The organism is Alistipes sp. An116 (genome assembly GCF_002161005.1).
Classification (GTDB): domain Bacteria; phylum Bacteroidota; class Bacteroidia; order Bacteroidales; family Rikenellaceae; genus Alistipes; species Alistipes megaguti.
In genome coordinates this window covers 84,924-111,058 of record NZ_NFLR01000001.1, presented here as the reverse complement: position 1 = coordinate 111,058, position 26,135 = coordinate 84,924, and the positions used below count along the sequence as shown (strand labels likewise).

Here is a 26,135-nt window from a genome sequence, read left to right as displayed (position 1 = left end):
GAAAGTGATGATGGAGATTCGCAAGATCGAGGGCATCGACCCCGAAAACCGGAAAGCCGTCGAAGAGGCTTTCGCACAAATCAGTCCGCGACCGATTGCCTGCTGCAACTGGCCCGACGGCTATCCCTATGCCCCGCAGGTGCGCTTCCGGATGTTCCACACCGGCAAGCTGCTGATGCTGCGCTTCGATGTCGAGGAGAACTACACCGCCGCCCGCGTAGACAGGGACAACGGCCAGGTATGGACCGACTCCTGCGTGGAGTTCTTCATCTCGCCGGGAAACGACTCGGGCTACTACAACTTCGAAACCACCTGCATCGGGCACATGCTGCTCGGATACCAGCATTCGCGCACCGATGCCAACCGCGCCCGGCAGGAGATCATCGACCGGGTCAAACGCACGACCAGCCTCCCCTTCGGCGAACCCTTCGAGGAGCGCGAAGGCGACAACCGCTGGTCGGTAATGCTGGCCATCCCGCCGCAGGCGCTCTTCTGTCACCGGATCGACGACTGGAGCGGCCTGGAGGCCCGTATCAACCTCTACAAATGCGGCGACAACCTCTCCCATCCGCATTTCCTCTCGTGGCGCCCCATTCAAACGGAGAAGCCCGATTTCCATCGCCCCGAATTCTTCGAACGAGTCCTTTTTGAAAAGTAAACCGAAAATACGCAATTCATAATATCAAGATGAACAACAAGTATTCCTTGCCGAAAGACGGCGGACTGATCGCCGAATCGGCTCCGCGCGACATCATCCATCGCTACGAAAAAATCCACACCCGGGTCTACGAAAACGAATACCAGGGTGTACAGTACGTGGCCGACACGATCGTGAAGGCCATCCGCACCTATAACGAAATCCACTCCTCGAACGAGGTCTACGAAGAGGCTCAGCCCTTCGTCCTGGGTCTCACGACGGGCCGCACGCCCCTGGGGCTCTACCGCGAACTGGTCAAACGCCACCAGGAGGGGCAGATCAGCTTCCAGAACGTGGCCGTCTACAGCCTCGACGAGTTCTACCCGATCAAATCCTCCGAACAGCAGAGCCGCAACTTCCGCATCCACGAGGATTTCCTCAACCACATCGACATCCTGCCCGAGAATGTCCACATTCCGGACGGTACGGTGCCCGAAGAGCGCATCTCGGAGTACTGCGCCTCGTATGACCTGGCCGTACGCCACATCGACCTGATGATCATCGGCGTGGGCGAGGACGGTCAGATCGGGTTCAACGAACCGGGCTCCTACTCGCGTTCGCGCACCCGGCTGGTTCAGCTGACCTACAACACGCGCAAGATCCAGTCAAGCTCCTTCTTCGGACTGGAGAACACCCCCAAGATGGCCATCACGATGGGTATCGACACGATCATGCGCGCCGACCGCATCATCCTCATGGCCTGGGGCGAGGAGAAGGCCCGCATCATCCAGAAGGTGGTCGAGGGCGAAATCTCCGAAATGGTCCCCGCCTCCTACCTGCAGGCCCACCCCAACATCGAGGTGGTGATCGACGAAAACGCCGCACAACTGCTCACCCGCGAACAGACCCCGTGGATGGTCGGGCCCTGCGAATGGACCCCGAAATTCGTCCGCAAGGCCGTCGTATGGCTCTGCAGCGTGGTCAAGAAGCCGATTCTGAAACTTACCTACAAGGACTATATCGAAAACTCGCTGGGCGAACTGCTCGAACAGGGCCGCACGTTCGACCAGATCAACATCGACGTCTTCAACGACCTGCAGCACACCATCTCGGGCTGGCCGGGCGGCAAACCCAATGCCGACGACTCAACGCGTCCCGTACCGTCAACGCCCTTCCCCAAACGCGTGGTGATCTTCTCGCCGCACCCCGACGATGACGTCATCTCGATGGGCGGTACGTTCATCCGCCTCGTGCAGCAGGGACACGACGTACACGTCGCCTACGAGACGTCGGGCAACGTGGCCGTACACGACGACGTGGTCGTACAGAACATCGACACGGCCCGCGAACTGGGCTACGCCGACCACTACGAGGAGGTCAAGAAGATCATCGCCAGCAAGAAGAAGGGCGAACCCGAACCGCGTGCACTGCTCGATCTGAAGGGTTCGATCCGCCGCGCCGAGGCCCGTGCCGCCGTCCGCTCGTTCGGTCTGAACCCCGACACGAACGCCCACTTCCTCAACCTGCCGTTCTACGAGACGGGCGGCATCAAGAAGGGCCAGCTCACCGAAAAGGACATCAACATCATCGTCAACCTGCTGCGCGAGATCAAGCCTCACCAGATCTACGCCGCCGGCGACCTGGCCGACCCCCACGGCACGCACCGCACCTGCATGGAGGCCGTGCTGGCCGCGCTGGAGATCGTCAAGGACGACGAGTGGATGAAGGACTGCCACCTGTGGCTCTACCGCGGCGCCTGGATGGAGTGGGATCTCGGCATGGTCGACATGGCGGTGCCCCTGTCGCCCGACGAGCTGATCATGAAGCGTCACGCCATCTACCGCCACCTCTCGCAGAAGGATATCATGCCCTTCCCGGGCGACGACCCGCGCGAGTTCTGGCAGCGCGCCGAGGAGCGTACACAGCACACGGCCAAGCTCTACGACCAGCTGGGCATGGCCGAATATCAGGCCATCGAGGTCTTTGTGAGAATGTTCTAAGGAATCAACAAAAAACGTTACAACATGCGTTTAATCATTGAAAATACCCCGCAGCAGGTAGCCCAGTGGGCCGCCAACTACATCATCCAGCAGATCAAGGCCAAGGAGCAGGTGACGAAATCGCCCTTCGTACTGGGGCTCCCGACCGGCTCGACGCCGCTGGAAACCTACAAGGAGCTGATCCGCCGCCACAAGACGGGCGAAGTATCGTTCAAGAACGTCATCACGTTCAACATGGACGAATACGTCGGTCTGCCGGAGGAGCATCCCGAGAGCTACCACTCGTTCATGTGGAACAACTTCTTCAAGCACATCGACATCAAGCCCGAGAATGTCAACATTCTGGACGGCAATGCCGAGGATCTGGTCAAGGAGTGTGCCGACTATGAGGCGCGCATCGTCGAGGCCGGCGGCATCGACCTCTTCATGGGCGGCGTGGGTGAAGACGGCCACATCGCCTTCAACGAGCCCTTCTCGTCGCTGAACTCCCGCACGCGCGTCAAGACGCTGACGCAGGATACGATCCAGGTCAACTCGCGCTTCTTCGGCGGCGACGTGACGCTGGTTCCGAAGACGGCACTGACGGTAGGTGTCGGCACGGTGCTTTCGGCCAAGAAGGTGCTGATCCTGGCCACGGGCCACAAGAAGGCGCGCGCCGTGCGTCACGGCGTCGAGGGGGCATACAACCACCAGTGGACGATCTCGGCGCTGCAGGTGCACCCGAACGGCATTCTGGTGTGCGACGACCCGGCCGCCGAGGAGCTGCGCGTAGCCACCTACCGCTATTTCAAGGACATCGAGAAGAACAATCTGATCTCGAAGTAGCCGGAGTTAAGGAGGAGGGGGGGGGTCGTCCTCCTTCCGGAAGGGAGCCAAACGCTCCTCTCCAAAGCATCCAGCCACAGAAAAACCCCGCAAGGCATCAAGCCTCGCGGGGTTTTCGTTTGCAATCAAACGGATAACGCTACTCCTTCACCAGTTCGATGTGGTCCAGACAGAAATAGGCGGGATCAAAGTCCCTCAAAGGATCAATGCCCTGCGGAGTAAACGTCAGGTTGTCGACACTGCCCAGCGAGGAGAGATCCACCTTGACCCAACCGGCTTCAACCGTGCCGTTCTTCACCAACGTCACATCCACCGTGCCGGTCGAGGCATTGTCCAACGAGCCGGTGATCCGATAGCTGAACGTACGATCCTTGACCGCCGAGGAATCGTACTTGTAGTAGGTATCCAGCAGCGTCGAGGGCGCCATGTAGAGATATGCCACCTTGCGGGGTGAAATGAATTCGATCGTGGGAGTCGTGTAGAGGTAGCCAGGCATGCTGCTGTAACTGTAATAAGCCACAGCAAACGTCTCTGTCGAGCAGGCTCCCGATTCCGCATAAACTGAGAATTGATTGGCGTAATCGTGCGAGGTCGCCGTCGTATTATAGTTCTGCGACAGTACGAAACCGGCCCAGGTATCCCACTTATAGCTGCCGCCATCCGAATAATAGGATCCGAACCAGACATTTTCATCGGGCGTGCCGAAGAGCGGAAGATCGATGTACGTGGAGCCGTACTGATCCTGCTGGCCGTTGCTCGAAACATACGACTTGCCCCAGAAGACGTTTTTGTGGGTCGCGGCCGCATCGCCTCCGACCACCTCGACATCACCCAGAACGAGCAATTCGCCGTTGATGTCCTTCAACCCTTCGGACGACTCGAACGAAATGACATCATACGCCTGATAGGGGTCGATAACCCGTACGACACACGAAGCCGAAACCGTGCCGCATACCGCCTCGACGGTTGCCGTTCCCGCAGCCACGGCCTTGACCACGCCCGTTTCCGAAACCGTTGCGACCGACTCCTTGTCGGAACGCCAAACCACACGATCCGTCGTATTGACCGGAGCGGGGGTTGCCGTCAACTGAAGCGTCTGGCCGATATCAAGCGTCTGCTCCGTAACATCCAACGATACACCCGTAGCCGGAACCTGCGCAGTTCCCTCCTTGTCGTCATCCGAACAGCCGACAAAGACCATCGAAGCCATCAGTGCGACAGCCGATGCCAATAAAATTCTTTTCATGTTGTTGAGTGAATTAAATATGTGCATAAAATAAAAAATCCGATTCCGGACCTCCCCGAAATCGAATCTCAATCCATACACAGCTTGAAACACACGCCTCCTGCGCCCAAGCCGATCGACACGATGCTCCGTTCTCCGCAGATGCACCCGAGAAAGATTCAATTCCCGACGGGAAGTGCAAGGCAGGTCTTCTGGCTCGTCCCGGTTGCAACGCCTTCCCGGTCCTGCGGGACCAGTGGCCAAAGCGTGTCGCAACCTCCTTACGGGACTTACAGCAGCGGGAACTGCTGCCGATTTTCACGGCATTCCCTTTTCATCACGCCGGGTCTGCCCGACCCTTTGTGAACCTTTGCGGTGCAAAGTTACAAAATAAATTCGTATCTTTGCCCCGCAAACCTAAAAAACATGAAATCATGAAGCACGCTTACGTGTTCCCGGGCCAGGGCGCCCAGGCCGTCGGGATGGGCAAGGACCTCTACGACAACGTTCCCGAAGCAAAGGAACTCTTCGAGAAAGCCAACGAAATACTTGGATTCCGCATCACGGACATCATGTTCGCCGGAACCGACGAGGAGCTCAAACAGACCAAGGTTACCCAACCGGCCGTATTCCTCCACTCGGTGATCATGGCCAAGGCCCTCGGCGTAAAACCCGATGCCGTTGCCGGACACTCGCTCGGCGAGTTCTCGGCACTGGTCGTTGCCGGAGCCCTTTCGTTCGAGGACGGTCTGAAACTCGTCTCGAAACGTGCCATGGCCATGCAGGCCGCCTGCGAGGCTCAGCCCGGTACGATGGCTGCCATCCTCGGTCTGGAGGACAAGGTCGTTGAGGAGATCTGCGCTTCGACCGACGGTGTGGTCGTTGCCGCCAACTACAACTGCCCGGGACAGCTGGTAATCTCGGGAGCCGTCGAGGCTGTCGAGGCCGCCTGCGAGAAGGCCAAGGCTGCCGGCGCCCGCCGCGCCCTGCGTCTGCCCGTCGGCGGTGCGTTCCACTCGCCGCTGATGGAGCCCGCCAAGCAGGAGCTCGAAAAGGCCATCCACGAGGCTCCGTTCCAGACCCCCACGTGCCCGATCTACCAGAACGTGGACGCCAAACCCTATACCGATCCGGCCGCCATCAAGGCCAATCTGATCGCCCAGCTGACCGCTCCCGTGCGCTGGACCTACATCGTCAAGAACATGCTGGCCGACGGCGTGACGGAGTTCACCGAACTCGGCCCCGGCACGGTGCTCCAGGGTCTGATCCGCAAGGTCGACGCCAACGCCACCGTCGAGTCGAAATCGACGCTGTAGTGCCTCCGCGGTTGAGACCCGCGCAAAACAAGAAAATAACGGCCTGTAATTCAGGTCGTTATTTTTTTATTGCCCTTCGAAAGCAAAAACTTTATTAAATTTATTAAAAACTTTGCATTATTTAAATATTCTTATTACATTTGCATAATTACTAAAAAACAGCCTGAAAGGATGACATCACTCACCGAATTTTTCAACAAACACGAAGACGAGGCCCTGAAGGGCATTTCTCACAAAAACAGCATCATCAAGCGCAATATCATCGCGCACATGGCCGTCAACGGCGAATGTACGCTCTCGGAGCTGACCAAGGAGCTGCACATCAGTGTCCCCACGATCACCAAACTGGTACAGGAGCTCGTCGAGGAGAACATCGTCACCGATCTGGGCAAGGTCGAAACCCCCGGAGGCCGCCGTCCCAACATCTTCGGTCTGGCCAATTCGGCCATCTACTTCGCCGGAGTCAACGTCGGCCGCGACAACATGCGCTTCCTGATCACCGACCTGCAGAACAACATCATCAAGGAGGAGAACGACTTCACGTTCGAACTCATCGACCGCCCGCAGTGCATCGACCGCATCTGCTCGAACATCGAGAACTTCATCGCCAACTGCGGCATCGACCGCGGCAAGATCCTCGGACTGGGCGTCTGCATGACCGGACGCGTCAACCCCGCCACGGGCCGCAGCTACAAATACTTCACCTCGAGCGAGCAGTCGCTGCGTGACATCATCGAACAGCGGGTCGGCATCCGCGTGCTGCTCGAAAACGACACCCGCGCCCGCTGCTACGCCGAGTACACCTGCGGCAAGTCGAAGGACGAAAGCAACGTCCTCTACCTCCACATGGGCCGGGGCGTGGCCATCGGCATCGTTGTCGACGGACAACTCTACTACGGAAAGAGCGGATTCGCCGGCGAGTTCGGCCACATCCCCTTCTTCGATAACGAAATCATCTGCTCGTGCGGCAAAAAGGGATGTCTCGAGACCGAGGTCTCGGGTATCGCCATCGAAGACAAAATGTGTCACCTGATCGAACGGGGTGTCAACACCATCCTCAAGGAGAAATACGACAAGCAGAAGAGTATCCACATCGACGATATCATCAATGCCGCAAAAAACGACGACAACCTCTCGATCGAACTCATCGAGGAGGCCGGCGAAAAGGTCGGCAAGGCCGTGGCATTCCTCATCAACACGTTCAACCCCGAGACGGTGATCGTCGGCGGAAACCTCGCCGCGGCTGGCGACTACATCATGCTGCCGCTGAAGTCCGCCACGAACAAATACTCGCTCAACCTGGTCTACAAGGATACGAAGTTCCGCGTCTCGAAGATGAGCGAAAACGCCAATGCCTGGGGTGTGGCCATGCTCATCCGCAACAAGGTCATCGGACTGCGATGACGCTCGAGGGGGAGCTGATCCGGCTGCGGGCCGTCGAACCCGAGGATGCCGAACTGATCCACACGTGGGAGAACGACCCGGACGTCTGGGCCGTCAGCGGTACCACGGAACCCTTCTCGCATGAACAGATCCGGCAGTTCGTTGAGCGGCAGTTGCAGGGCGGAGATCTCTTCCGCACCGGCCAGTTGCGCCTGATGATCGAGGTACCGGAGAGGTCCCGCACGATCGGGACGCTCGACCTGTTCGAATACGACCCGCTGCACGGACGCGCCGGACTGGGAATCCTAATCTACGACGCCGAGCAACGGGGCAGAGGGTATGCAGCCGATGCCGTAGAGACACTCTGCCGTTATGCACGCGAGGGGTTGCGGATGCACCAGTTGTGGTGCAACGTCGGAGCCGACAACACGGCAAGCCTCGGACTCTTCCGCAAACTGGGATTCCGGGAGGTTGGCACCAAACGCGACTGGCTCTGGACGCCCGACGGCTACCGCGACGAGATCCTCTTCCAGAAAATCCTCGACTGACCGGAGGGAGGGGAAGTGGAGCGGCAGGACTCGCGGTCCCGGACGACGGCAGAGCGGATGCGGCCAACAGCATCAGAAACAGACGCGGCCGACAGCGGCACATGGAGTTCCGAAACCGATGACAGATTACAGAGAGACAAAAAATCCCGACCTCACAAGGGTCGGGATTTTTCCTATGCAGACAAGTCGCTACTCCAGGCGGCGCGAACCGTCGGAGATCACCACGTCGTAGATCTTCGGTTCATGACCGTACTTGGCATTGAACTTCTCTTTGGCCGTAGCGATGAAATGGTCGTAGAGCGAGTCCTTCACCAGATTGATCGTGCAACCGCCGAATCCGCCGCCCATGATGCGCGAACCCGTCACGCCGCACTCCTCGGCCACCTCAACCAGGAAGTCCAGCTCTTCGCACGACACTTCGTAATCCTTCGACATGCCCCAGTGGGTCTCGTACATGCGTTTGCCTACGGTCTCGTAGTCGCCCTTCTCCAGCGCGTCGCAGACATCCAGCACACGACGCTCCTCGCCGATCACGTAGCGGGCCCGCTTGTAATCCTCTTCGGAGATCTTCTCCTTGATGGCATCGAGCTGCTCCATCGTGGCGCCGCGCAGGAACTCCTGTCCCAGGGCCTTGGCCACACGCTCGCACGAAGCCCGGCGATCGTTGTAGGGCGACCCCACGAGTTCGTGTTTCACACGCGAATCCACCAGCACGAGGCGGTAATCCTTCGGATCGAACGGGAAATAGGCATACTCAAGCGAACGGCAGTCCAGACGGATCAGATTGCCCTTCTTGCCGAAGACCGAGGCAAACTGGTCCATGATGCCGCAGTTCACACCGCAATAGTTATGCTCGGTAGCCTGGCCGATCTTGGCCAGTTCGAACTTGTCGATGCCGCAGTGGAAAAGGTCGTTCAGCGCAAAGGCGAAGGTCAACTCCAAAGCCGCCGACGACGACATGCCGGCACCCAGAGGCACATCTCCGGCAAACACCGTGTCGAAACCGCCGATTACGCCGCCGCGTTTCTGCACCTCGCGGCAAACGCCGAAGATATAGTGAGCCCAGCTTTCGGCCGGTTTGTCCTCCTCGCGCAGTCCGAATTCGGAGCGCTCGTTCAGGTCAAGGGCAAAGGCGCGTACCTTGTCCGTTCCGTTGAGGCGGATAGCGGCCACGATCCCCTTGTCGACAGCTCCCGGGAAAACGAAACCTCCGTTGTAGTCGGTATGCTCGCCGATGAGGTTGATACGTCCGGGCGAGGTGAAGAGAATGGCTCCGTCGCCGAACAGTTCGCTGAACTTGCTGCTTACTTTTTCTTTCATGCTCATGGTTCTATCGTAGTTTTTAAGTGATTCGAATTGTACGAAGATAGTAAAAAATCTGCAGTTTCGTATATTTCCCCGTGCCAAATAATCATAAACGAGATTCAACCCGAAGACGGAGCGACAGCCGGAGAGAGTGACAAAGGTGTGAAAAAGCGGCGAACAGCAGGTTTCGACTTGTAATCCCGGAAATATTCGTTACCTTTGTATATATTTCATTTCAAAAGCACCAACCTTAACTTTTCTGCGATATGCTCAAACCTCTTGCCTTGACCGCCGCCCTGCTGTTTGCCGGGGGCGTCGCTGCAACCCAACCCAAAGTCATTGCCCACCGGGGCTACTGGACCCTCCCGGGTTCGGCTCAGAATTCGCTGGCTTCGTTCAGCAAAGCCGATTCGGTCGGAGTCTTCGGTTCGGAGATCGACGTCTGGCTCACCTCCGACAACCGTCTGATCGTCAACCACGACCGTGTCTTCAAGGGGACCGACATCGACATGGAGCGCGACAAGGCCAACCTGATCACGCAAATAGTCCTGCCCAACGGCGAACGCATCCCGACGCTGGACGCCTATCTCAAACTGGTCGCCTCGAAGCCCGACACCCGGCTGATTCTCGAGATGAAGTCGCTTTCGGACCTCAACCGCGAGGATCTGGCCGCCCGGAAGATCGCCCAGGCGCTGCGCAAACACAGACTGCTGGAGCGCACCGACATCATTGCCTTCTCGATCAACGCCTGTCTGGCCTTCAAAAAGCTGCTCCCCGATACGAAAATCTACTACCTGAACGGCGATCTGCCGCCCAAGAGCATCAAGGCGCTGGGGCTGGCCGGCATCGACTACTCGACGGGAACACTGCGCCGGAATCCCCAATGGATCAAGCAGGCCCACGACCTCGGGCTGGAGGTCAACGTCTGGACGGTGGACTCGGAAGAGGATCTTAAATACTTCATCGAACAGGGCGTGGACTACATCACGACAAACTACCCCGAACGGCTGCAGGCCCTGCTGAAGGAGTAGAACAACCGGAATTCAAAATAAGAGCGGCTGATGCGGCCGCTCTTTTTCATATCCTGTTTCCTGCACCGGTCAAGAGCAGACGCCCGGCATTCCGACCGTCAAGGCTCCACAACCCGGGATTGCGACCGTCTCAAGGCCCCACAATCCGGAATCCCGACCGTCAAGGCTCCACAACCGTCACCTCCACCCCGCGCTCACGCAACCGGTCCAGATAGAGCGGTTGAATGCCGCTGTCGGTGATGATCCGGTCGACGGCCTCCAGATCGCAGATCTTGCTGAAGCCCCGACGCCCGAACTTCGAACTGTCGGCCAGCACAACGACCTTCTGCGCCGCCTGAATCATGGCGTTGTTGAGCGAAGCCTCGAGCATGTTGGTGGTCGTCAGTCCGAATTCGAGGTCCAGCCCGTCGACCCCGATGAAGAGTTTGCTGCAGTTGAAATTGCGCAGCATCGACTCGGCAAAGGGCCCGACCACCGAAACCGAACTGCTGCGGGTGATGCCGCCCAGCTGGATAACGTCGACATCGGGCTCCTGCGAGAGGATCCGCGTCACGGGCACGGCGGCCGTAATGACCGTCAAATGGCCCTTGGGACGAATCTCCCGGGCCAGGAAGGCCATGGTCGTTCCCGAGGCGATGATGATCGAATCGTCGGGGGAGATCAACGCGGCGGCCGCGGCGCCGATGGCCCGTTTCTCGGCCACGTTCTTCTTCTCCTTCTCATTGACGTGACGATCGCTGATATAGGGGCTGATCAGAATGGCGCTGCCATGCGTTCGATAGAGCTTCTTCTGTTGCTCGAGATAGGAGAGGTCCTTGCGGATGGTCACCTCCGACACGCGGAAGAGTTCGGAGAGCTGGGTCACCGAAATCGATCCGTTCTGCTGCAGAAGGGCCAGAATCCGGCTGTGACGCTCCGGCAGGCTCAACAAGGGTTCTTCACCAGGTTTATTCATGGGTGATGGTCTGTTTTATGAGACAATATACAAAAAATATCCCGAAAAACATGCACAAAATCAAGAAAACAACCAATACAACTGACGTTGAAGACCATCCGGATGATTTCAAAATAAAAGACACTTCGTTTTGATATTGCGAAAAACATTCGTATTTTTGTTGCGAAACGAAATAACCCCGGCGACCGGACAACCCTCTCCCGCCGCCATCCGAACCTTAACTACCATGTGGAAACTGCTGCAACCGCCTGCCTATAAGGCGGAAATGCCTGCCGACCAGATCGACCGCAAATACCACAAGCTGCGTCTGCAGGTCTTCATCGGCATCTTTATCGGTTATGCGGGATTCTATCTCGTCCGTAAAAACTTCTCGATGGCCATTCCCGAGTTGGCCGCCCTGGGCTTCGACACCAGCGAGCTGAGCATCGTCCTGTCGATGAACGCCGTGGCCTACGCCCTGTCGAAATTCCTCATGGGCAGCGTCTCTGACCGCAGCAATGCGCGGGTCTTCCTGCCGCTCGGACTGATTCTCACGGCCCTCTCGATGATGTTCATGATCGTCCCGGTGACGCTGCTCGGTCCCGAGCACAAACAGCTCGCCATCATCATCATGGCCATTCTGAACTTCCTGGTCGGATGGTTCAACGGCATGGGCTGGCCCCCGTGCGGACGGGTCATGACCCACTGGTTCTCGCAGAACGAACGCGGCACGAAGATGTCGGTCTGGAACTGCGCCCACAACGTCGGCGGCGCTCTCGTAGGCCCGATGGCCGTCTACGGAGCGCTGTGGTTCGGGTCGTGGTTCTACGGTGCGCAGTCGGAGCTCTACTTCCTGATCGGCACCTATCTCTTCCCGGCCGTCGTGGCCATCTTCATCGCCCTGCTGGCCTACGTCATGATCCGCGATACGCCGCAGTCGTGCAGCCTGCCCTCGGTCGAAAAGTGGCGGAACGACTACCCGAAGGATTACAGCGCCAAGCAGGAAGAGGTCCTCTCGGCCCGCGAGATCTTCTTCAAATACGTTCTGAACAACCGCCTGCTGTGGTTCATCGCCATCGCCAACGCCTTCGTCTACATGGTCCGCTACGGCTGTCTGGACTGGGCTCCGACCTATCTGCGCGAAGCCCAGGGCTACGACATCAAGCAGGCCGGCTGGGCCTATTTCGCCTATGAGTTCGCGGCCATCCCGGGGACACTGATCTGCGGGTGGATGAGCGACCATCTCTTCCACGGACGCCGCGCCCTGCCCACGATTCTCTTCATGGCCATCGTCGCGGTCTTCATCCTCCTCTACTGGCAGTTCTCGTCGAATTACGTCATCGTCACCATGTCGCTCATCGCCATCGGCTTCTTCATCTACGGCCCGGTGATGCTCATCGGCGTGCAGGCCCTCGACCTGGCACCGAAAAATGCCGCCGGAACCGCAGCCGGATTGACCGGATTCTTCGGATACTTCCTCGGAACGGCCATTCTGGCCAACATCGTGCTGGGAACGGTGGCCGACCGGGCCGGCTGGGACTGGACCTTCGTGCTGCTGATCGGCGCCTGCGTGCTGGCGATCGTCTTCATGGGCTTCACCTACCGGGAAGAGAAGGAGCGTTCGAAGAGGGAATAATCATCGGCTGCGCGATCCGCAGCACAACCTCGGGTCACCCATCGGTTCGGCCGAACCACGCCGCCGCCGACAGAACGGACTCCGAAATTCCCAAAGCCTTCCGGATTGCAGTCCGGGAGGCTTTTGTTTCAGCGACGGGCCTCCTCTCGCACGCTCCGACCATCGGAGAAGCCCCCCGGAACGACAAATAAATGGCCCAAATAGTTGCCTTTTCGTCGGGAATCGCTATATTTGTGGAATAGGCCGGTTTAGAAAATGGGGGATTCTTTCGACATATCGGACAATCGCCGGACCGTACTCGCATTAAAATCCGGAGATGAAGCGGCATTCAAGGCTGTCTATACGGCCTGGAGTACCGCCTTGTGCCGTTATGCCGATACCATCCTCCACAACGAGACCGATGCCCGCGAGCTCGTTCAGGAGCTCTTCGTCTCGCTGTGGCTGCATCGCCGCCGCCTGGACGAAACCAAATCCCTGCGCAACTACCTGCTGCGCGCCATCCACAACAACGCCCTGCGCGAATGCCAGCGCCGCGAAATCCGGCGCCGGCGGGAAGAACTGTTTCAAAACGAACAGAAAAGACAACTCCAGCCGGAGAGCGCCGTCGACGAGAGAAACGCCTGTTCGGAGGAGCTGCTGCTCCCAGCCATCGCCCGACTCCCACGCCAAAGCCGCCGGGTCGTGGAGATGAACTACCTCGAACAGAAAAAACACGCCGTCATCGCCTCCGAACTCTCGATCTCACGACGCACCGTGGAGACGATTCTCTACAAGGCGCTGCGCCGTCTGCGGGGCGAAATCAAAAAAAAATAACATTTCCGGTACGTAGTTTTTCCTCCGATCGTATTTATTCGGTAAAGAAGGTTACCGAATGAACAGGAACGAACCCCAGATTCCGCATCGTGAAATCGATGCCGATGAGGATGAACTGCTCGACCGACTCTGGAAGCAAACCGCCGGAAACGAGTCGTCGCATCCCGCCCCGAGCGGATATGCCGAACTTCAGGAACGGATTCACCGGCGGCTCCGCCTGCGGAGAATCCGCAGACTCGCCTGTACGGGCATGGCCGCCGCCGTGGTGACGGCCGCCGTGCTGCTCGTCGGAGGTCCGGCACCGGAGGCTCCCGATGCATTCGAACAACTGGCCGAGATGGGCGTTGAGATCGACCGCCAAGAGGTCGTAATGACCACCGACGACGGACAGCGCATGAATCTCGATGAGGCCGCCCGCCTCGAACGTCACGAAACGGGAGAAATGGCCCTCAACACCGCCCACGAAAGCATCACCATCCGGCCCGAACGGCGGATGAAAATCGAGGTACCCCGCGGGAAGGAGTTCCACCTGACACTCGCCGACGGGACCGAAGTCTGGCTCAATGCCGGCTCGACGTTCGAGTATCCGGCCTCGTTCGAAGGGGCCGCCGAACGGCTCGTCACCCTCACGGGCGAAGCCTTCTTCGACGTACAACGCGACACGTGCCGGCCGTTCCGCGTAGAGATGCCCGGCGGAGAGAGCATCCGCGTCCTGGGCACACGCTTCAACGTCCACGCCTACACCGAGTCACGCGAACACGTCACCACCCTGGTCGAAGGTCGTATCGCCTATCGTGCCGCCGAGACATCCGACTATCTGGAACTGCAGCCCAACCAGCAGGTACGCCTCGACTGCGACACGGAAAAGGCCCGCATCCGGGAGGTCGACGCCGAAGTCTACGCAGCGTGGACGGAAGGCTGGCTCTGGTTCGAGGCCGAACCGTTGTCCGAACTTGCCAAACGTTTCGAACGTACGTACGGAATCCGGATCGTCGTCGCCGAACCGCTGCGCAACTACACCTTCTCGGGCAAGATCCGCCGTGAACGCGGCATCGATTATATCCTCGACCTGCTGGCCGGGACGACAGGCATCCGCTGCGAAGTGAACGACGGCGTGATGTACCTCCGCTGAGGAAGAGCCAGGAGCGGACGGCCGCTCCGCATACAAAAACGAATCGAATAACCAGTCAAAGAGCGTTCCATATGGACAAAACATGGACTACAGCCCGTTTCGGGGGGGGGAGAAATTCTTACCGTCTTCGTAACATTCTACTGCTCGCGCTGCTTGTGCTGTGGCTGCCCTCGTCGGGGGCCGACATGCCGCGCATCACGCTCCGGCTGGAGGGTGTCACGCTCAGCGAGGCGCTCCGCCGGGTAAGCAGTGCCGCAGGCTACGAATTTTTCTACAATTCGGGGCAACTGCACGACATCGACAAACGCATCGACGCCTCGTACACCAACACGCCGCTGCAGAAGGTCCTCGACGAAATCTTCGCCGGCACCCCCTTTGCAGCCCGGATTCAGGAGCGGACGATCGTCGTCTACAGCCGTCCGGCCTCCAGTCCGCAGAAGGCGCCCGCACAGGAGAAGCAGATCACGCTGGCAGGTACGGTCTGCGATGCCGCGAACCGGCAGCCGATGGTCGGCGTAACGGTCGTCGTCGAGGGTTCGACGGTCGGCACGGCCACGGACGCCTCCGGTCAGTGGTCGCTGACCCTTCCGCCTGGAGTATACAACATCCTCTTCTCGTTCGTAGGCTATGAGCCCCACGTGCGTCACTACAACGGTCGCAACGCCTCGGAATTCCGCGAGGTGAAACTCATGCAGTCGACCGTCGAGGTGGGCGACGTGGTGGTCACGGGCGTCTATCAGCGCAAGAAGGAGAGCTTCACGGGTTCGGCCACGACGTTCAAGAACAAGGAGCTGATGGCCGTCGGCACGCAAAGCGTGCTGCAGAGTCTGGCGACGCTCGACCCCTCGTTCAAGATCACGGAGAGTGTCCAGTTCGGTTCGGACCCCAACCGGATGCCGGATTTCGAGATCCGCGGCAAGAGCAGCGTCGTGGGACTCAAGGAGGAGTACGGCACCGACCCAAACCAGCCGCTGTTTATCCTCGACGGTTTCGAGACGACGCTCGAAACGGTCATGAACCTCAACATGAACCGCGTGGCATCGGTGACCCTGCTCAAGGACGCGGCATCGACGGCCATCTACGGATCGAAGGCCTCGAACGGCGTGGTGGTCATCGAGACCAAAATGCCCGAACGCGGCCGGCTCCAACTCTCCTACAAGGGTGACTTCAGCATCACGACCGCCGACCTGACGGACTACAACCTGATGAATGCCTCCGAGAAGCTGCAGTTCGAAACCCTCGCTGGCGTCTATACCGACACCAACGACATGTCGAACCAACTGCGCCTGGACAATCTGCGCAACGAACGCCTCAAGGGCATTGCCCAGGGCATCGACACCTACTGGCTGAGTGAACCGCTGCGTACGGGCTTCACCCACAAGCACAACATCTACGCCGAAGGCGGCGAGGAGAAGATCCGCTACGGCATCGGCCTGAGTTATGGCGGGGTGCAGGGCGTGATGAAGGGTTCGGACCGCGAGACCATCGGTGGAAACATCGACCTCATCTACCGTACGGGAAAATTCCAGTTCAGCAACAAACTCACGATCGACTACCAGAAGACGAACGACCCGATCGTCTCATTCGCGGAGTATGCCGCCGCCAACCCCTACTACAAGAAGACGAACGAAAACGGAGAGATCGAGAAGTATCTCTATTACTACCAGAATGCAGAGACGGGCGAGACCGAAGCGATCGGGAATCCGCTCTGGAATGCCCACCTGAACAACTACGACAAGGGCGACAAGTTCGGGTTCACGAACAACTTCATCCTCGAATGGTTCGTCATGGATGATTTCCGCGTACGCGGCAAGTTCGGAATCACCCATTCGAGTGCCACCAGCGAAAACCGGCTCTCACCGCTGCACACGGATTTCGACGACAAGGAGGAGACCGAAAAGGGACTCTATTCGCACTCGCAGACCAAAAGCACCAGCTACGAAGGCGACATCACGGCCACTTACGGACGTCTGTTCGGGGGCAAGCATATGGTCAACGCGGTGGCAGGATTCAATTTCAGTTCGAACCAGTCCACGAGCAACGGCTACAAGGCAAGCGGATTCTCCGACGATCAGTTCGGCGCGCCGTCGTTCGCCAACGGGTACCCGGAGGGCGGGAAATCGACCTATACACAGACTCAAACCCGTGCCGCCAGCTTCTATTTCAATGGAGGTTACGCCTACGACAACCGTTATCTGCTCGACGTGAACTACCGCAGCGACGGCGCCTCGATGTTCGGCACGAACAACCGTTTCCGCACAACCTGGTCGGCGGGTATCGGCTGGAATATCCACAACGAGGCATTCATGCGCGAGACGGACTTTTTCCAGCTGCTGAAACTCCGCGCCTCGGCCGGTAATCCGGGTAACCAGAATTTTGCGGCCTACCAGGCATTCTCGACCTATGTCTTCAACAGCAGGATGACCAACGTCTTCGGTACGGGCGTGGTGCTGAACCAACTCGGCAACGAGGATCTAGCCTGGCAGCAGACCATCAATTACGACGCGGGATTCGACGCGACGATGTGGGGCAACCGCATCAATGTGACGTTCGACTACTACGTGAAGATCACCGACCCGCTGCTGGCGATCATCACCACCCCGGGATCGATGGGCATCACCTCGCTGGCCATGAACGCCGGGCAGCAGAAGACCAACGGCGTGGAGCTGACGTTCCGCATCTCTCCGATTTACCGTCCCGAGGAGCGGATCAACTGGAACATCAGCCTCAACGGCACCCACGCCAAGGCTCGTTACGCCAAGATCGGCAACGCCTTCGCCTCGCTCAACGAAGAGGGCCGCAACTCGCTTTCGGGCACGACCCGCTACTACGACGGCGGCAGTCCGACGGCCATCTGGGGTGTTCGCTCGGCCGGCATCGACCCTGCGACCGGAAAGGAACTTTTCATCAAGAAGGACGGCAGTTATTCGTTTACCTACGACACGGCGGACGAGGTGGTGCTGGGCGATACGGAGCCCAAACTCGAAGGCGTTCTCGGCACGACCTTCTACTACAAGGGATTCTCCCTGGGCGCCTACTTCCGCTATGCCCTCGGGGGACAGATCTTCAACACGTCGCTGTTCGAAAAGGTCGAGAATATCTCCACGGCGGATGTCTATCAGAACCAGGACAAACGAGCACTCTACGACCGGTGGTCTCCCGACAATCGGGAGGCCTATTTCAAGGGGATCTCGCTCGTCCAGAAGACCGACAAATCGTCGCGCTTCGTCATGGACGAGAACTACATCGAGGGAGAGTCCTTCTCGATCGGTTATGAATTCACGCAGAAATTCGTCAAACGACTGGGTCTCTCGGCTCTGACCGTACAAGCCTACATGAACGACATGTTCCGACTCTCGACGGTCAAGAACGAACGGGGTATCAACTATCCCTTTGCCCGGACGGTTTCGCTCTCCATCTCGGCCACCTTCTGACCGCTAACCGCCAAACACCGAAGCACATGAAACACATCATAACAACTTGCCTGATTGCCGCTGCGACACTCGGCAGCGGATGCAGCAACTGGCTCAACGTACAGCCCTACGACCAGATCTCCGAGGAGCAGCTTTTCAGTTCGGAGGAGGGATTCCAGAAACTGCTCAACGGCATCTACATCGAACTCAACTCCACGGAACTCTACGGCGGAACGCTCGGTCCCGAGATGATCGAGGTCATGGGCGGCGCCTATGAGATCGGCGACGATGCCGTCAAATGGGGCAACTACCCGGATCTGAAAAGCTACGACTATGCCAGTGATTATTGGCGCGACCGCCTCGACGTGACCTGGAACAAGGCCTACGCGCTGATTCTGAACTGCAACAAGCTGCTCGAAGGCCTCGAAGGGCGAGAATCGCTTTTCGCGGCAGGCCACGCCGCCATCATCCGCGGGGAGGCCCTGGCCCTGCGCGCCATGCTTCATTTCGATCTGCTGCGGCTTTTCGGCCCGGTCTACTCGCAACACCCCGAATCGGCATCGATCCCCTACTACACTTCGCGGACGACGACTCCCGAGCCGAGTCTGGCGGCCAGTGAGGTCATCTCCCGCATTCTGACAGATCTGACCCAGGCCCGCAGGGAGTTGGCCAACGATCCGGTGATCACCGAAGGCACACTCATGAGTGCCGATCCGACCGTAGGCTCCTCGTTCTTACGCTACCGGGCGCTGCGTCTGAACTATTATGCCGTCACGGCGCTCGAAGCGCGAGTGCAGCTCTATGCGGGGAATCGGAGCGAAGCCCTGACCCGGGCTCTCGAAGTGATCCGGGCTGCCGACAAGGGCATCTTCCCCTTCGTGGACCGCACGGCGGTCGTGGGGACGGACGACCCGGACCGGATCTTCTCCACGGAGGTGCTCTTCGCCCTCTCGCACAGCAGCCGCAACCAGATCTTCCTCGACTATTTCAGTCCGTCCCGCACGATGTTCGTCTTCAAGATGGAGTCGGCGCTCATCAGCCAGGTGATCTACGGCGGCGGACAAACCACCGGAGGTTATCAGGACGACTACCGCAACCGGGTTGGCTGGAGCACCTCGGGAACAAACCGCTACTTCTACAAATATGCAGACATGACGGCCAGCGGTTCGATCGAGAATACGATGATTCCGATGCTGCGATTGGGTGAGATGTACCTCATCGCCGCCGAAGCGCAATCGGACGTACTTGCAAACGGCGCCTCGTATATCAATATCCTGCGCCGCGCCCGGGGTATCAGCACCACCCTGCCGACCCTGACGCAAGAGTTGCTCATCTACGAATACATCCGCGAACTCTACGGGGAAGGGCAGCTCTTCTACCTCTACAAACGGCTCTACACGACGATCATCCGCTCGGCAACGGAGAATCAGAACACGCCCCCGAGCAGCAACGTCTTCGTCGTTCCGCTTCCCGATTCCGAAACCGACAACATTCAATAGGCCTCAAACATGAAACTGCGAACGCTAACGATATTTCCGGCACTGCTCCCGCTGCTTCTGCCGGTGGGCTGCCAGGAGCGCTTCCCGCAACACTTCGAGTCCATCGAGGGGATCTACTTCAACAACCAGCAAAACAACGGCACGCTCGTCGACAGCGCCTCGTACACGTTCATCTACGAGGATCTGGACGAGATGGAGGTTACGGTGCGCATTCAGCACCTGGGGCGCGTATCCCAAACGCCGCGGCCGGTCAACCTGCAGGTCACGTCGGCCAATGCCAGCGAAGGGGTGGATTATGCGATGACGGGCGAGGCAGTGCTGCCGGCCAACGCCACGAATTTCGACTTCCCGATCCGGCTCTACCGCACCGAAGCGCTGAAGAGCGAGACCAAGCAACTGGAGATCACCCTCTCGGCCAACGATTTTTTCTGCATCCCGTTCACGAAGCAGATTCTCTCGGGGGGCGATACGGTCTCGACGGTCCGTTACAGGATCTATTTTTCGGATCAGTTCACGGCACCCCCGAAGGGGTGGCAAACGATATTCATCGGAGACTTCTCGCAACAGAAGTTCGAACTGATCTGTGACGTAATGGAGATTTCACGATCGGATTTCAACGAAGAGAGGACGATCTCCTCCGCCAAATGGATGTACATCCAGAGTACGATGATCAATTATGTCGCCGAACAGGAACGGCTGCGCAAGGCCGGACAGGAGTACGACGAACGTGCTTTCGACAAATCGGGCGCACCGTTGACATTCGCATAACCTTCGCAACAGGAAAAAAGATGAAAATCAGAAATTGGATAATTGCCCTGACGGCGGGCTCCCTGCTGGCCTCGTGTGCGGGCGATCTGGGGAATTACGACTACCACACGCTGAAGGAGCCCGTCATCACGGGCATCGAAGCGGATCTTTCGGTCCTGACCCATACACGGCTAAGCCTGCGCCCCGATCTGGGTCTGGAAGCATTTCCCGACAGCGACTACACCTTCGAATGGCGGGCCCTCTCGCTGAGCGACAACACGACCATGACGGTGCTGGGTCAGACGCGCGATCTGGAGTATGACGTGGAGTTGTTTCCGGGGAGTTACCTGCTGCTGTTCCGGGTGATCGAGCGTGCCACGGGGATCTTCTGGCAGGCGGAATACAACCTGCAGGTGAGCGAATCGACCTCCGAAGGGTGGATGGTTCTCTGCGCCGAAGGTCCCGAGAAGCGTGCCCGGCTGGACATGGTCTCGAAGGTTACGGGCGAGACCTACCTCGACGTTCTGTCGGAAAACGGCATGCCCGAACTCCGGAATCCCTATCGCATCCAGTGGTCGCGCTTCGCGGACAGCGAATCCCCCTACTATCTGCTTACGGGAGACGGTGCGACCCGTTTGGGGCGGAGCGGTTTCGAATGGAAGGAGGAGTACCGCCTGCAGTACGAGATGGGGAATTCGGACATCCCGGCCCCGGAAGCCATCACCGACGTAACGGCGGCCAAGATGATGGTCTACGGATCGAAGGTTTACTATGCGGAGTGTCTGATCGGAGTGGGACTTTTCGGTCCGATTTCCGGAGTCTCGTTCCGCGCCGCACCGGTCATCGGTTGCAACATCTCGACACAGAATATCGTAGTCCCGGCAGCCATGTTCTACGATCTGGACAATCGCCGCTTCATGGTCTACGCTCCGAATCTGCGGAGCAACGATGTCGGCGGTTATGAGGCCCTGCACGAAATGAACGACCTGATCACGCTGCTGGGCGAGATGGACAACGGCGGCAAGGTGACCGGCACGGCCTTCGAACGCTTTCCCCAGGGGAAGGAGTTCGTCTGGATGGAGAATACGAAGTACGACCCCAACAACACCTCCGCGGGCATCATCTACACGGTATTGCGGGACGGGGAGGAGTACACGCTCTACGGCACCCAGCTCGGCGAATTGTGGAATGCCGTCAGTCTGGGCGGTCCGGCCTTTGCCGTGGGGCGTGCCGCCTGGGCCGACTTGTCGGCCTGTCCGCAGATCGCTCAGGCAAGCCAGTTTGCCTTCAGTTCGCTGCGGAGCATGATGTACTACGCCGTCGGCGGGAGCGTCTATGCCGTCGACCTGTCCCAGACGCCCGTACAGACCACGCAGCAATTCTCGCTTCCGGACGAGGAGATCGTCTGCATGAAGTTCAACATCTACAGCCAAAGCGAGAACCTCAACCGTTCGTACGACCTGGTCGTCGGGAGTGTGAAAGGCGACGAAGGGACGCTGCGGGTCTATGAAGGGTTCGAATCCGACGGGGATTTCCGCAACGTAACCCCGGAGGTCTATCCGGGCCTTGGGCGAATCGTCGACGTCACCTATCGGGAAATGCTGAAATAACGAAATGGCAAGATACCATGAAACGACCCATGAAGAGATTCTGGATTCTTCCGACGCTGCTGTTTGCAGCCACGGCCTGTGCACCGCAAGGGGGTTATACGCTTCTCGGCGAGGTTCCTGAGGTGTGGGAAGGGAAAAGCGTCGTGCTCTATGCCGTTGACGGCGGGAGTGCCGAGCCCCTCGACAGTACGACCGTTTCCGGCGGACAATTCCGGCTGAAGGGGGTACTCGCCACCCCGCGGCGCTGCCGGGGCGTCATCTACCTGGATCCGAACGACCGCACCTCGCGCGATACACGGATTTCATTCGACGTACTGCTCGACAGCACGCAGGTCACAGCCCGCTATGACGCTCACCAGGGTCAACCAGCATTCACGCTGTCGGGTGGTGCCACCCAGGAGGCCATGCAGGAGTTCCGCCGCGAGCAGGCCGCGCTGAGCGGGGCATACGACCGCCTGTTCGACGAATACATCGCCACGTTCTACCACCGCGCCGACCGTCAAAACGGCATCGCACTGGCACGTCGTCTCACGCAGCTCAACGAGCAGATCCTCAGCCGCAAGATCGACTACATCCGCAGCCATCCGAACTCGGGAGTGAGCCTGCAACTGGCCGATGAAGTGGTGCACAACGCGGCCATCCCGACACGAGACACGCTCACGGCGCTGATCGGAATGCTCGCACCGGATCTCCGCGCCTCGGCCGCGGGGCAACGGCTCGCAACGCTGGCCCGCACCAAACGGATGCTGTGCGGCGGGCAGCTTCCCGATCTGACGGTCATCGACCCGCAAGGCCAGAAGCATTCTCTTTCGGATCTGCTGCTTCCGGGCCACTGTACGCTTGTGGAGATCTGGGCTTCGTGGTGTTCACCGTGCCGCAACGACATTCCCTACTTGCGGGAGGCGTATGCCCGCTACCACGATCGGGGATTCGACATCGTCGGCATTTCGATCGACACCCAATCCGACGCCTGGCAACAGGCCCTCACCTCGGAGAAGATGGCATGGCGTCAATACAACGATCCCGAGCGGGAGAGTTTCGAAGCCTTTGAGACCAGCTCCGTCCCGACCTCGATCCTAGTCGACGAGCAGGGTCGGATTCTGCAGCTGGAAGCCCGCGGCGGCTGGTTGGGCGCCGCACTCGAAACCCGATACGACCAACAAACGAAATAGCCAATCATGAAGAGACTGTTGATTCTTCCGTTGCTGGCGCTGGCCTCGGCCTCCTGCGCCCCGCAACAACCCGAGGAGGCTTGCCTGCGCATCGAAGTGACGAACCCGACGCTTTCGAACGTCGGACTGCTCGTCGACCGCACGACCTCCTACACGGCCGAATTGGACAAACACGGCCGGGCAACGATCACCCTGCCGGGTGTCGAATACCTCTACGCCCAACTCGTCTATGGCGAACAGATGCGTCCGTTATTCATCCAGCGGGGTGACGGCGCAACGGCCCGTTTCGACGGATTGCACTTTGCCGAGAGCCTCGAAGTCGACGGCAAGAACCGGGCAGCCAACGACTATCTGCGTACGACAACGCTGTCCGAAGGACCTTCGTATGACGTCGCGTGGGAAGAGTTTGCGCAGGGGCTCCAGGAGCAATGCGCAGGCATCGCCCGGCTCCTCGAAGTCCGGGGACTCGACAGTTTGTGTCCGGATTTCGCACGCATCGAGCGGATTCGGCTGCGTTACGCCTATGCCCAGCCGATGCTGGTTTACGAGATGGGACATCGGATGATGACCGGAGACACGACCTTCCGGGTCGGGCCGGCGCTGACGGATTCGGTCCGCAAGCTGGCAGTTGTCCGCGAGGAGCTGGCCGACGTTCCGGAGTATCGGGATTTCCTGCGCTTCGGGATACCGTTACTGCTGCAGGACGAAGGGGTTGCGATCGAAAACTCCTACGACCGCACGGTAGCCACGATGCGTTACATCGGCGAACGGTTCCCGGACGGACGGGTCAAGCAGTCGATGCTTCGTTCGCTGGCGCTCGAATACCTCCAGGCCGAGGGAGTCCGCAACACCGGGGAGTTGCAGAATCTGGCCAACAGCTATCTGACCGATCCCCGGATGCTGGCCGACTACCGGGCCGAGATTTCGCGTCACGACCTGACGGCTGCCGGGCGTCCCTCACCGGATTTCACGGCTGTTGACCGTACAGGCCGGCGCCATACGCTGTCCGACTTCCTGGGGAAATACCTCTATATCGATCTGTGGGCATCCTGGTGTGGGCCCTGCAAGCGGGAGCTTCCTCATCTGAAACGCCTTTCCGAGCGTTTTGCGGGCCGGGAGATTCTTTTCCTGGGGCTTTCGGTGGACAGTGAGCGCGACGACTGGGAGAAGGCTCTCGACAGCGAGGAGCTTCCGGGGACTCAATTGTGGCTAGATCCGTCGAGCAGTTTTGCGGCCGACTACGGAGTTGACGGCATTCCCCGCTTCATTCTGTTGGACAAGGAGGGGCACATCGTAGAGTCCAATATGCTGCGTCCGTCCTCCAATGGAATCGATGCCTATCTCGAATCGCTGAAAGACATTTGAACCTCATATCAAGATTCTCTAAATTTCTGTTAAACCTCAAACATTTGCAACCATGAAAAAATTATGGCTTTTGTTGCTGGCGGCAGGCGCGATGACGTTTGCTCCGGCATGTTCCGATGATGACGGCAACGGACCAAGTTGTCCGGTAGCGTGTACGGTTCCGGCCACGGCCGAGATCGGCAGCGAACTGACCATCACGGGTCAAGGGTTCGATGCGGCGGCAGAAATAGCTCTTCGCGACGATTCGGGTGTGGAGAGCAAGCTCGAAAACCCGCAAATCACCGCCACGAGTTATACGGGAACGGTTCCGCTTACGCTGACTCCGGGGTCCTACACGGTAGTACTTTACCAGGAGGGCATCTGGGAGCTTGGCTCTGTACAACTGACGATGGCAGCAGACAAGGATTGTCCCGTGCTGAGCATCACCGTTCCGGAGACCATCCGTTTGAACGAAGAGTTGGAGATTGCCGGAGCGGGTTTTGCGTCGGACATGCAGATTTTGCTGGAGAACACCACCGATCAGTCGCGCACGGAATTAACCGTCTCGCTCTCGGGCGTCGGGGTTACGTGTACGATTCCGGAGGGGGTTTCCGCGGGTCTTTACAACGTGATACTCAAGCAGGGTGCCTACGAGTGGAAGATTGCGGAATCGGTTCCGGCCGCCGTCTACAAACGGCTGAAGAGTGTTACGGCAAACGTCACCTCAGAATACAAAGGAGCTACGGTAGAAGTCCTTGCTCAGTACCTGTTCGAAATGGTTAAGGGTACAGATGATGAAATGACCGAAGAGGAGGCTACAGCTACGGCTAAAATGTATTTTGACTGGGGAGTCTTTGATTCGAGTACAACAACCACCGCATACACCTTCACCTATGATACGCAGGGGAATCCTGCCAGCTCAACAAAGAAAGGCTTATACGACGAAGAAGTCAGCGATTGGCTTGCCTTCACAGTAAACGGCGACCAGCTTTCGGCCACCAACAAAGATTTCGAAGAGGGAACAGATGGCATCCGTTCGTTTGTCTGGACGCTGGACAACGGACGGATCGAAGCGTCGTCCATCTCTTATGCGAAACGGGATGTCAACTATCTCTGGGCCTACGATGCACAGGGACTGTGGAGCGGAGTGAATTACAGAAGCGACAACAGTGCCTATCTGACGTTGACGTATAATGCCGGCAAATTCCTGGGTAATGGTTCCAACACCATGTTCACCTACACCGACACGTCGCAGCAAAATGCCATTTTCGGTGTTGACATGGCCAAACTCTTCTTAGGGATACAAACCATCAACATCATCGAAGACGACCACTTGGCAGCCATCTGCCTGAATTTGGCAGGGACGTCCTCGACAGCCCTTCCGGCAACCGTCATGGAGATGGACGGTTCGACCCCGACCATCACCTACACCTTCGACAACGACGGGTACGTGACCGGAGCCAACTGGCAGATAACGGGTGGCAAGGACATGTATTTCCAACTGTTCGATTCGAACAGCAAGACCTCGTATACCCTCGTATACGAATAGGCCATCACCCTATTGA

Annotated in this window: 20 protein-coding genes and 1 riboswitch; of the genes, 17 read left to right on the top strand and 3 right to left on the bottom strand. The window is 58.6% G+C overall.

The window, feature by feature from the left end:
- Positions 1 to 10: 10 nt before the first annotated feature.
- The 3 genes from B5E60_RS00465 to nagB are packed head-to-tail and all read left to right on the top strand — an operon-like array spanning position 11 to position 3,462.
- On the top strand, positions 11 to 658 hold the full coding sequence (locus B5E60_RS00465) for a carbohydrate-binding family 9-like protein (RefSeq protein ID WP_087309076.1): 648 nt from the start codon (positions 11 to 13) through the stop codon (positions 656 to 658).
- 29 nt (positions 659 to 687) lie between these two features.
- Complete coding sequence (locus B5E60_RS00460; RefSeq protein WP_087308923.1) at positions 688 to 2,637, top strand: 6-phosphogluconolactonase; 1,950 nt, start codon at positions 688 to 690, stop codon at positions 2,635 to 2,637.
- A 24-nt stretch (positions 2,638 to 2,661) separates the two neighbouring features.
- Positions 2,662 to 3,462 carry a glucosamine-6-phosphate deaminase gene (nagB, locus tag B5E60_RS00455; RefSeq protein WP_087308922.1) on the top strand — a complete coding sequence of 267 codons (801 nt, stop codon included), beginning with the start codon at positions 2,662 to 2,664 and terminating at the stop codon, positions 3,460 to 3,462.
- A 139-nt stretch (positions 3,463 to 3,601) separates the two neighbouring features.
- Here nagB and B5E60_RS00450 read toward each other — a convergent pair whose 3' ends face one another.
- A complete protein-coding gene (locus B5E60_RS00450; RefSeq protein WP_162611572.1) occupies positions 3,602 to 4,708 on the bottom strand; it encodes a DUF4465 domain-containing protein in 1,107 nt (368 codons plus the stop codon).
- Positions 4,709 to 4,873: 165 nt separating this feature from the next.
- Positions 4,874 to 5,074, bottom strand: a riboswitch (cobalamin riboswitch).
- Between the two features lie 47 nt (positions 5,075 to 5,121).
- Here B5E60_RS00450 and fabD point away from each other — a divergent pair.
- The 3 genes from fabD to B5E60_RS00435 all read left to right on the top strand — a co-directional run bounded on the left by fabD (position 5,122) and on the right by B5E60_RS00435 (position 7,934).
- A complete protein-coding gene (gene fabD / locus B5E60_RS00445) occupies positions 5,122 to 6,003 on the top strand; it encodes an ACP S-malonyltransferase (RefSeq protein ID WP_087308920.1) in 882 nt (293 codons plus the stop codon).
- A 171-nt stretch (positions 6,004 to 6,174) separates the two neighbouring features.
- The gene (locus B5E60_RS00440) at positions 6,175 to 7,407 is read left to right on the top strand and encodes an ROK family transcriptional regulator (protein ID WP_087308919.1); all 1,233 of its coding nucleotides are present in this window, start codon (positions 6,175 to 6,177) and stop codon (positions 7,405 to 7,407) included.
- A complete protein-coding gene (locus B5E60_RS00435; protein ID WP_087308918.1) occupies positions 7,404 to 7,934 on the top strand; it encodes a GNAT family N-acetyltransferase in 531 nt (176 codons plus the stop codon). Before B5E60_RS00440 ends, B5E60_RS00435 begins: the two co-directional genes overlap by 4 nt.
- A gap of 189 nt (positions 7,935 to 8,123) precedes the next feature.
- Here the strand turns inward: B5E60_RS00435 and galK are convergent, their stop codons facing one another.
- A complete protein-coding gene (gene galK / locus B5E60_RS00430; RefSeq protein WP_087309075.1) occupies positions 8,124 to 9,254 on the bottom strand; it encodes a galactokinase in 1,131 nt (376 codons plus the stop codon).
- A gap of 251 nt (positions 9,255 to 9,505) precedes the next feature.
- Here galK and B5E60_RS00425 point away from each other — a divergent pair, with 251 nt between their 5' ends.
- Positions 9,506 to 10,270 carry a glycerophosphodiester phosphodiesterase family protein gene (locus B5E60_RS00425; protein ID WP_087308917.1) on the top strand — a complete coding sequence of 255 codons (765 nt, stop codon included), beginning with the start codon at positions 9,506 to 9,508 and terminating at the stop codon, positions 10,268 to 10,270.
- Between the two features lie 160 nt (positions 10,271 to 10,430).
- On the opposite strand, the gene B5E60_RS00420 is transcribed toward B5E60_RS00425, so the two are convergent.
- Entirely contained in the window at positions 10,431 to 11,225 is a 795-nt protein-coding gene (locus B5E60_RS00420) for a DeoR/GlpR family DNA-binding transcription regulator (protein WP_087308916.1), read from the bottom strand.
- Positions 11,226 to 11,451: 226 nt separating this feature from the next.
- On the opposite strand from B5E60_RS00420, the gene pgtP reads away from it, so the two are divergent.
- The 10 genes from pgtP (at position 11,452) to B5E60_RS00370 (ending at position 26,119) form a co-directional block, all read left to right on the top strand.
- Positions 11,452 to 12,840, top strand: coding sequence for a phosphoglycerate transporter protein PgtP (gene pgtP, locus B5E60_RS00415; protein ID WP_087308915.1), 1,389 nt, complete (start codon positions 11,452 to 11,454; stop codon positions 12,838 to 12,840).
- A gap of 255 nt (positions 12,841 to 13,095) precedes the next feature.
- On the top strand, positions 13,096 to 13,653 hold the full coding sequence (locus B5E60_RS00410) for an RNA polymerase sigma-70 factor (protein ID WP_087308914.1): 558 nt from the start codon (positions 13,096 to 13,098) through the stop codon (positions 13,651 to 13,653).
- A gap of 58 nt (positions 13,654 to 13,711) precedes the next feature.
- The gene (locus tag B5E60_RS00405; RefSeq protein WP_087308913.1) at positions 13,712 to 14,785 is read left to right on the top strand and encodes a FecR family protein; all 1,074 of its coding nucleotides are present in this window, start codon (positions 13,712 to 13,714) and stop codon (positions 14,783 to 14,785) included.
- A gap of 71 nt (positions 14,786 to 14,856) precedes the next feature.
- Positions 14,857 to 18,219, top strand: a complete 3,363-nt coding sequence (locus B5E60_RS00400; RefSeq protein ID WP_239403136.1) for a SusC/RagA family TonB-linked outer membrane protein — start codon at positions 14,857 to 14,859, stop codon at positions 18,217 to 18,219.
- Between the two features lie 26 nt (positions 18,220 to 18,245).
- Positions 18,246 to 19,697, top strand: coding sequence for a RagB/SusD family nutrient uptake outer membrane protein (locus tag B5E60_RS00395; RefSeq protein WP_087308912.1), 1,452 nt, complete (start codon positions 18,246 to 18,248; stop codon positions 19,695 to 19,697).
- A 9-nt stretch (positions 19,698 to 19,706) separates the two neighbouring features.
- A complete protein-coding gene (locus B5E60_RS00390; RefSeq protein ID WP_087308911.1) occupies positions 19,707 to 20,465 on the top strand; it encodes a DUF4843 domain-containing protein in 759 nt (252 codons plus the stop codon).
- Positions 20,466 to 20,485: 20 nt separating this feature from the next.
- Complete coding sequence (locus B5E60_RS00385) at positions 20,486 to 22,054, top strand: PKD-like family lipoprotein (RefSeq protein WP_162611571.1); 1,569 nt, start codon at positions 20,486 to 20,488, stop codon at positions 22,052 to 22,054.
- Between the two features lie 17 nt (positions 22,055 to 22,071).
- Positions 22,072 to 23,226 carry a TlpA disulfide reductase family protein gene (locus tag B5E60_RS00380; protein ID WP_087308909.1) on the top strand — a complete coding sequence of 385 codons (1,155 nt, stop codon included), beginning with the start codon at positions 22,072 to 22,074 and terminating at the stop codon, positions 23,224 to 23,226.
- 6 nt (positions 23,227 to 23,232) lie between these two features.
- Positions 23,233 to 24,591 carry a TlpA family protein disulfide reductase gene (locus tag B5E60_RS00375; protein WP_087308908.1) on the top strand — a complete coding sequence of 453 codons (1,359 nt, stop codon included), beginning with the start codon at positions 23,233 to 23,235 and terminating at the stop codon, positions 24,589 to 24,591.
- A 52-nt stretch (positions 24,592 to 24,643) separates the two neighbouring features.
- Positions 24,644 to 26,119, top strand: a complete 1,476-nt coding sequence (locus B5E60_RS00370) for a hypothetical protein (RefSeq protein ID WP_087308907.1) — start codon at positions 24,644 to 24,646, stop codon at positions 26,117 to 26,119.
- Positions 26,120 to 26,135 lie beyond the last annotated feature (16 nt).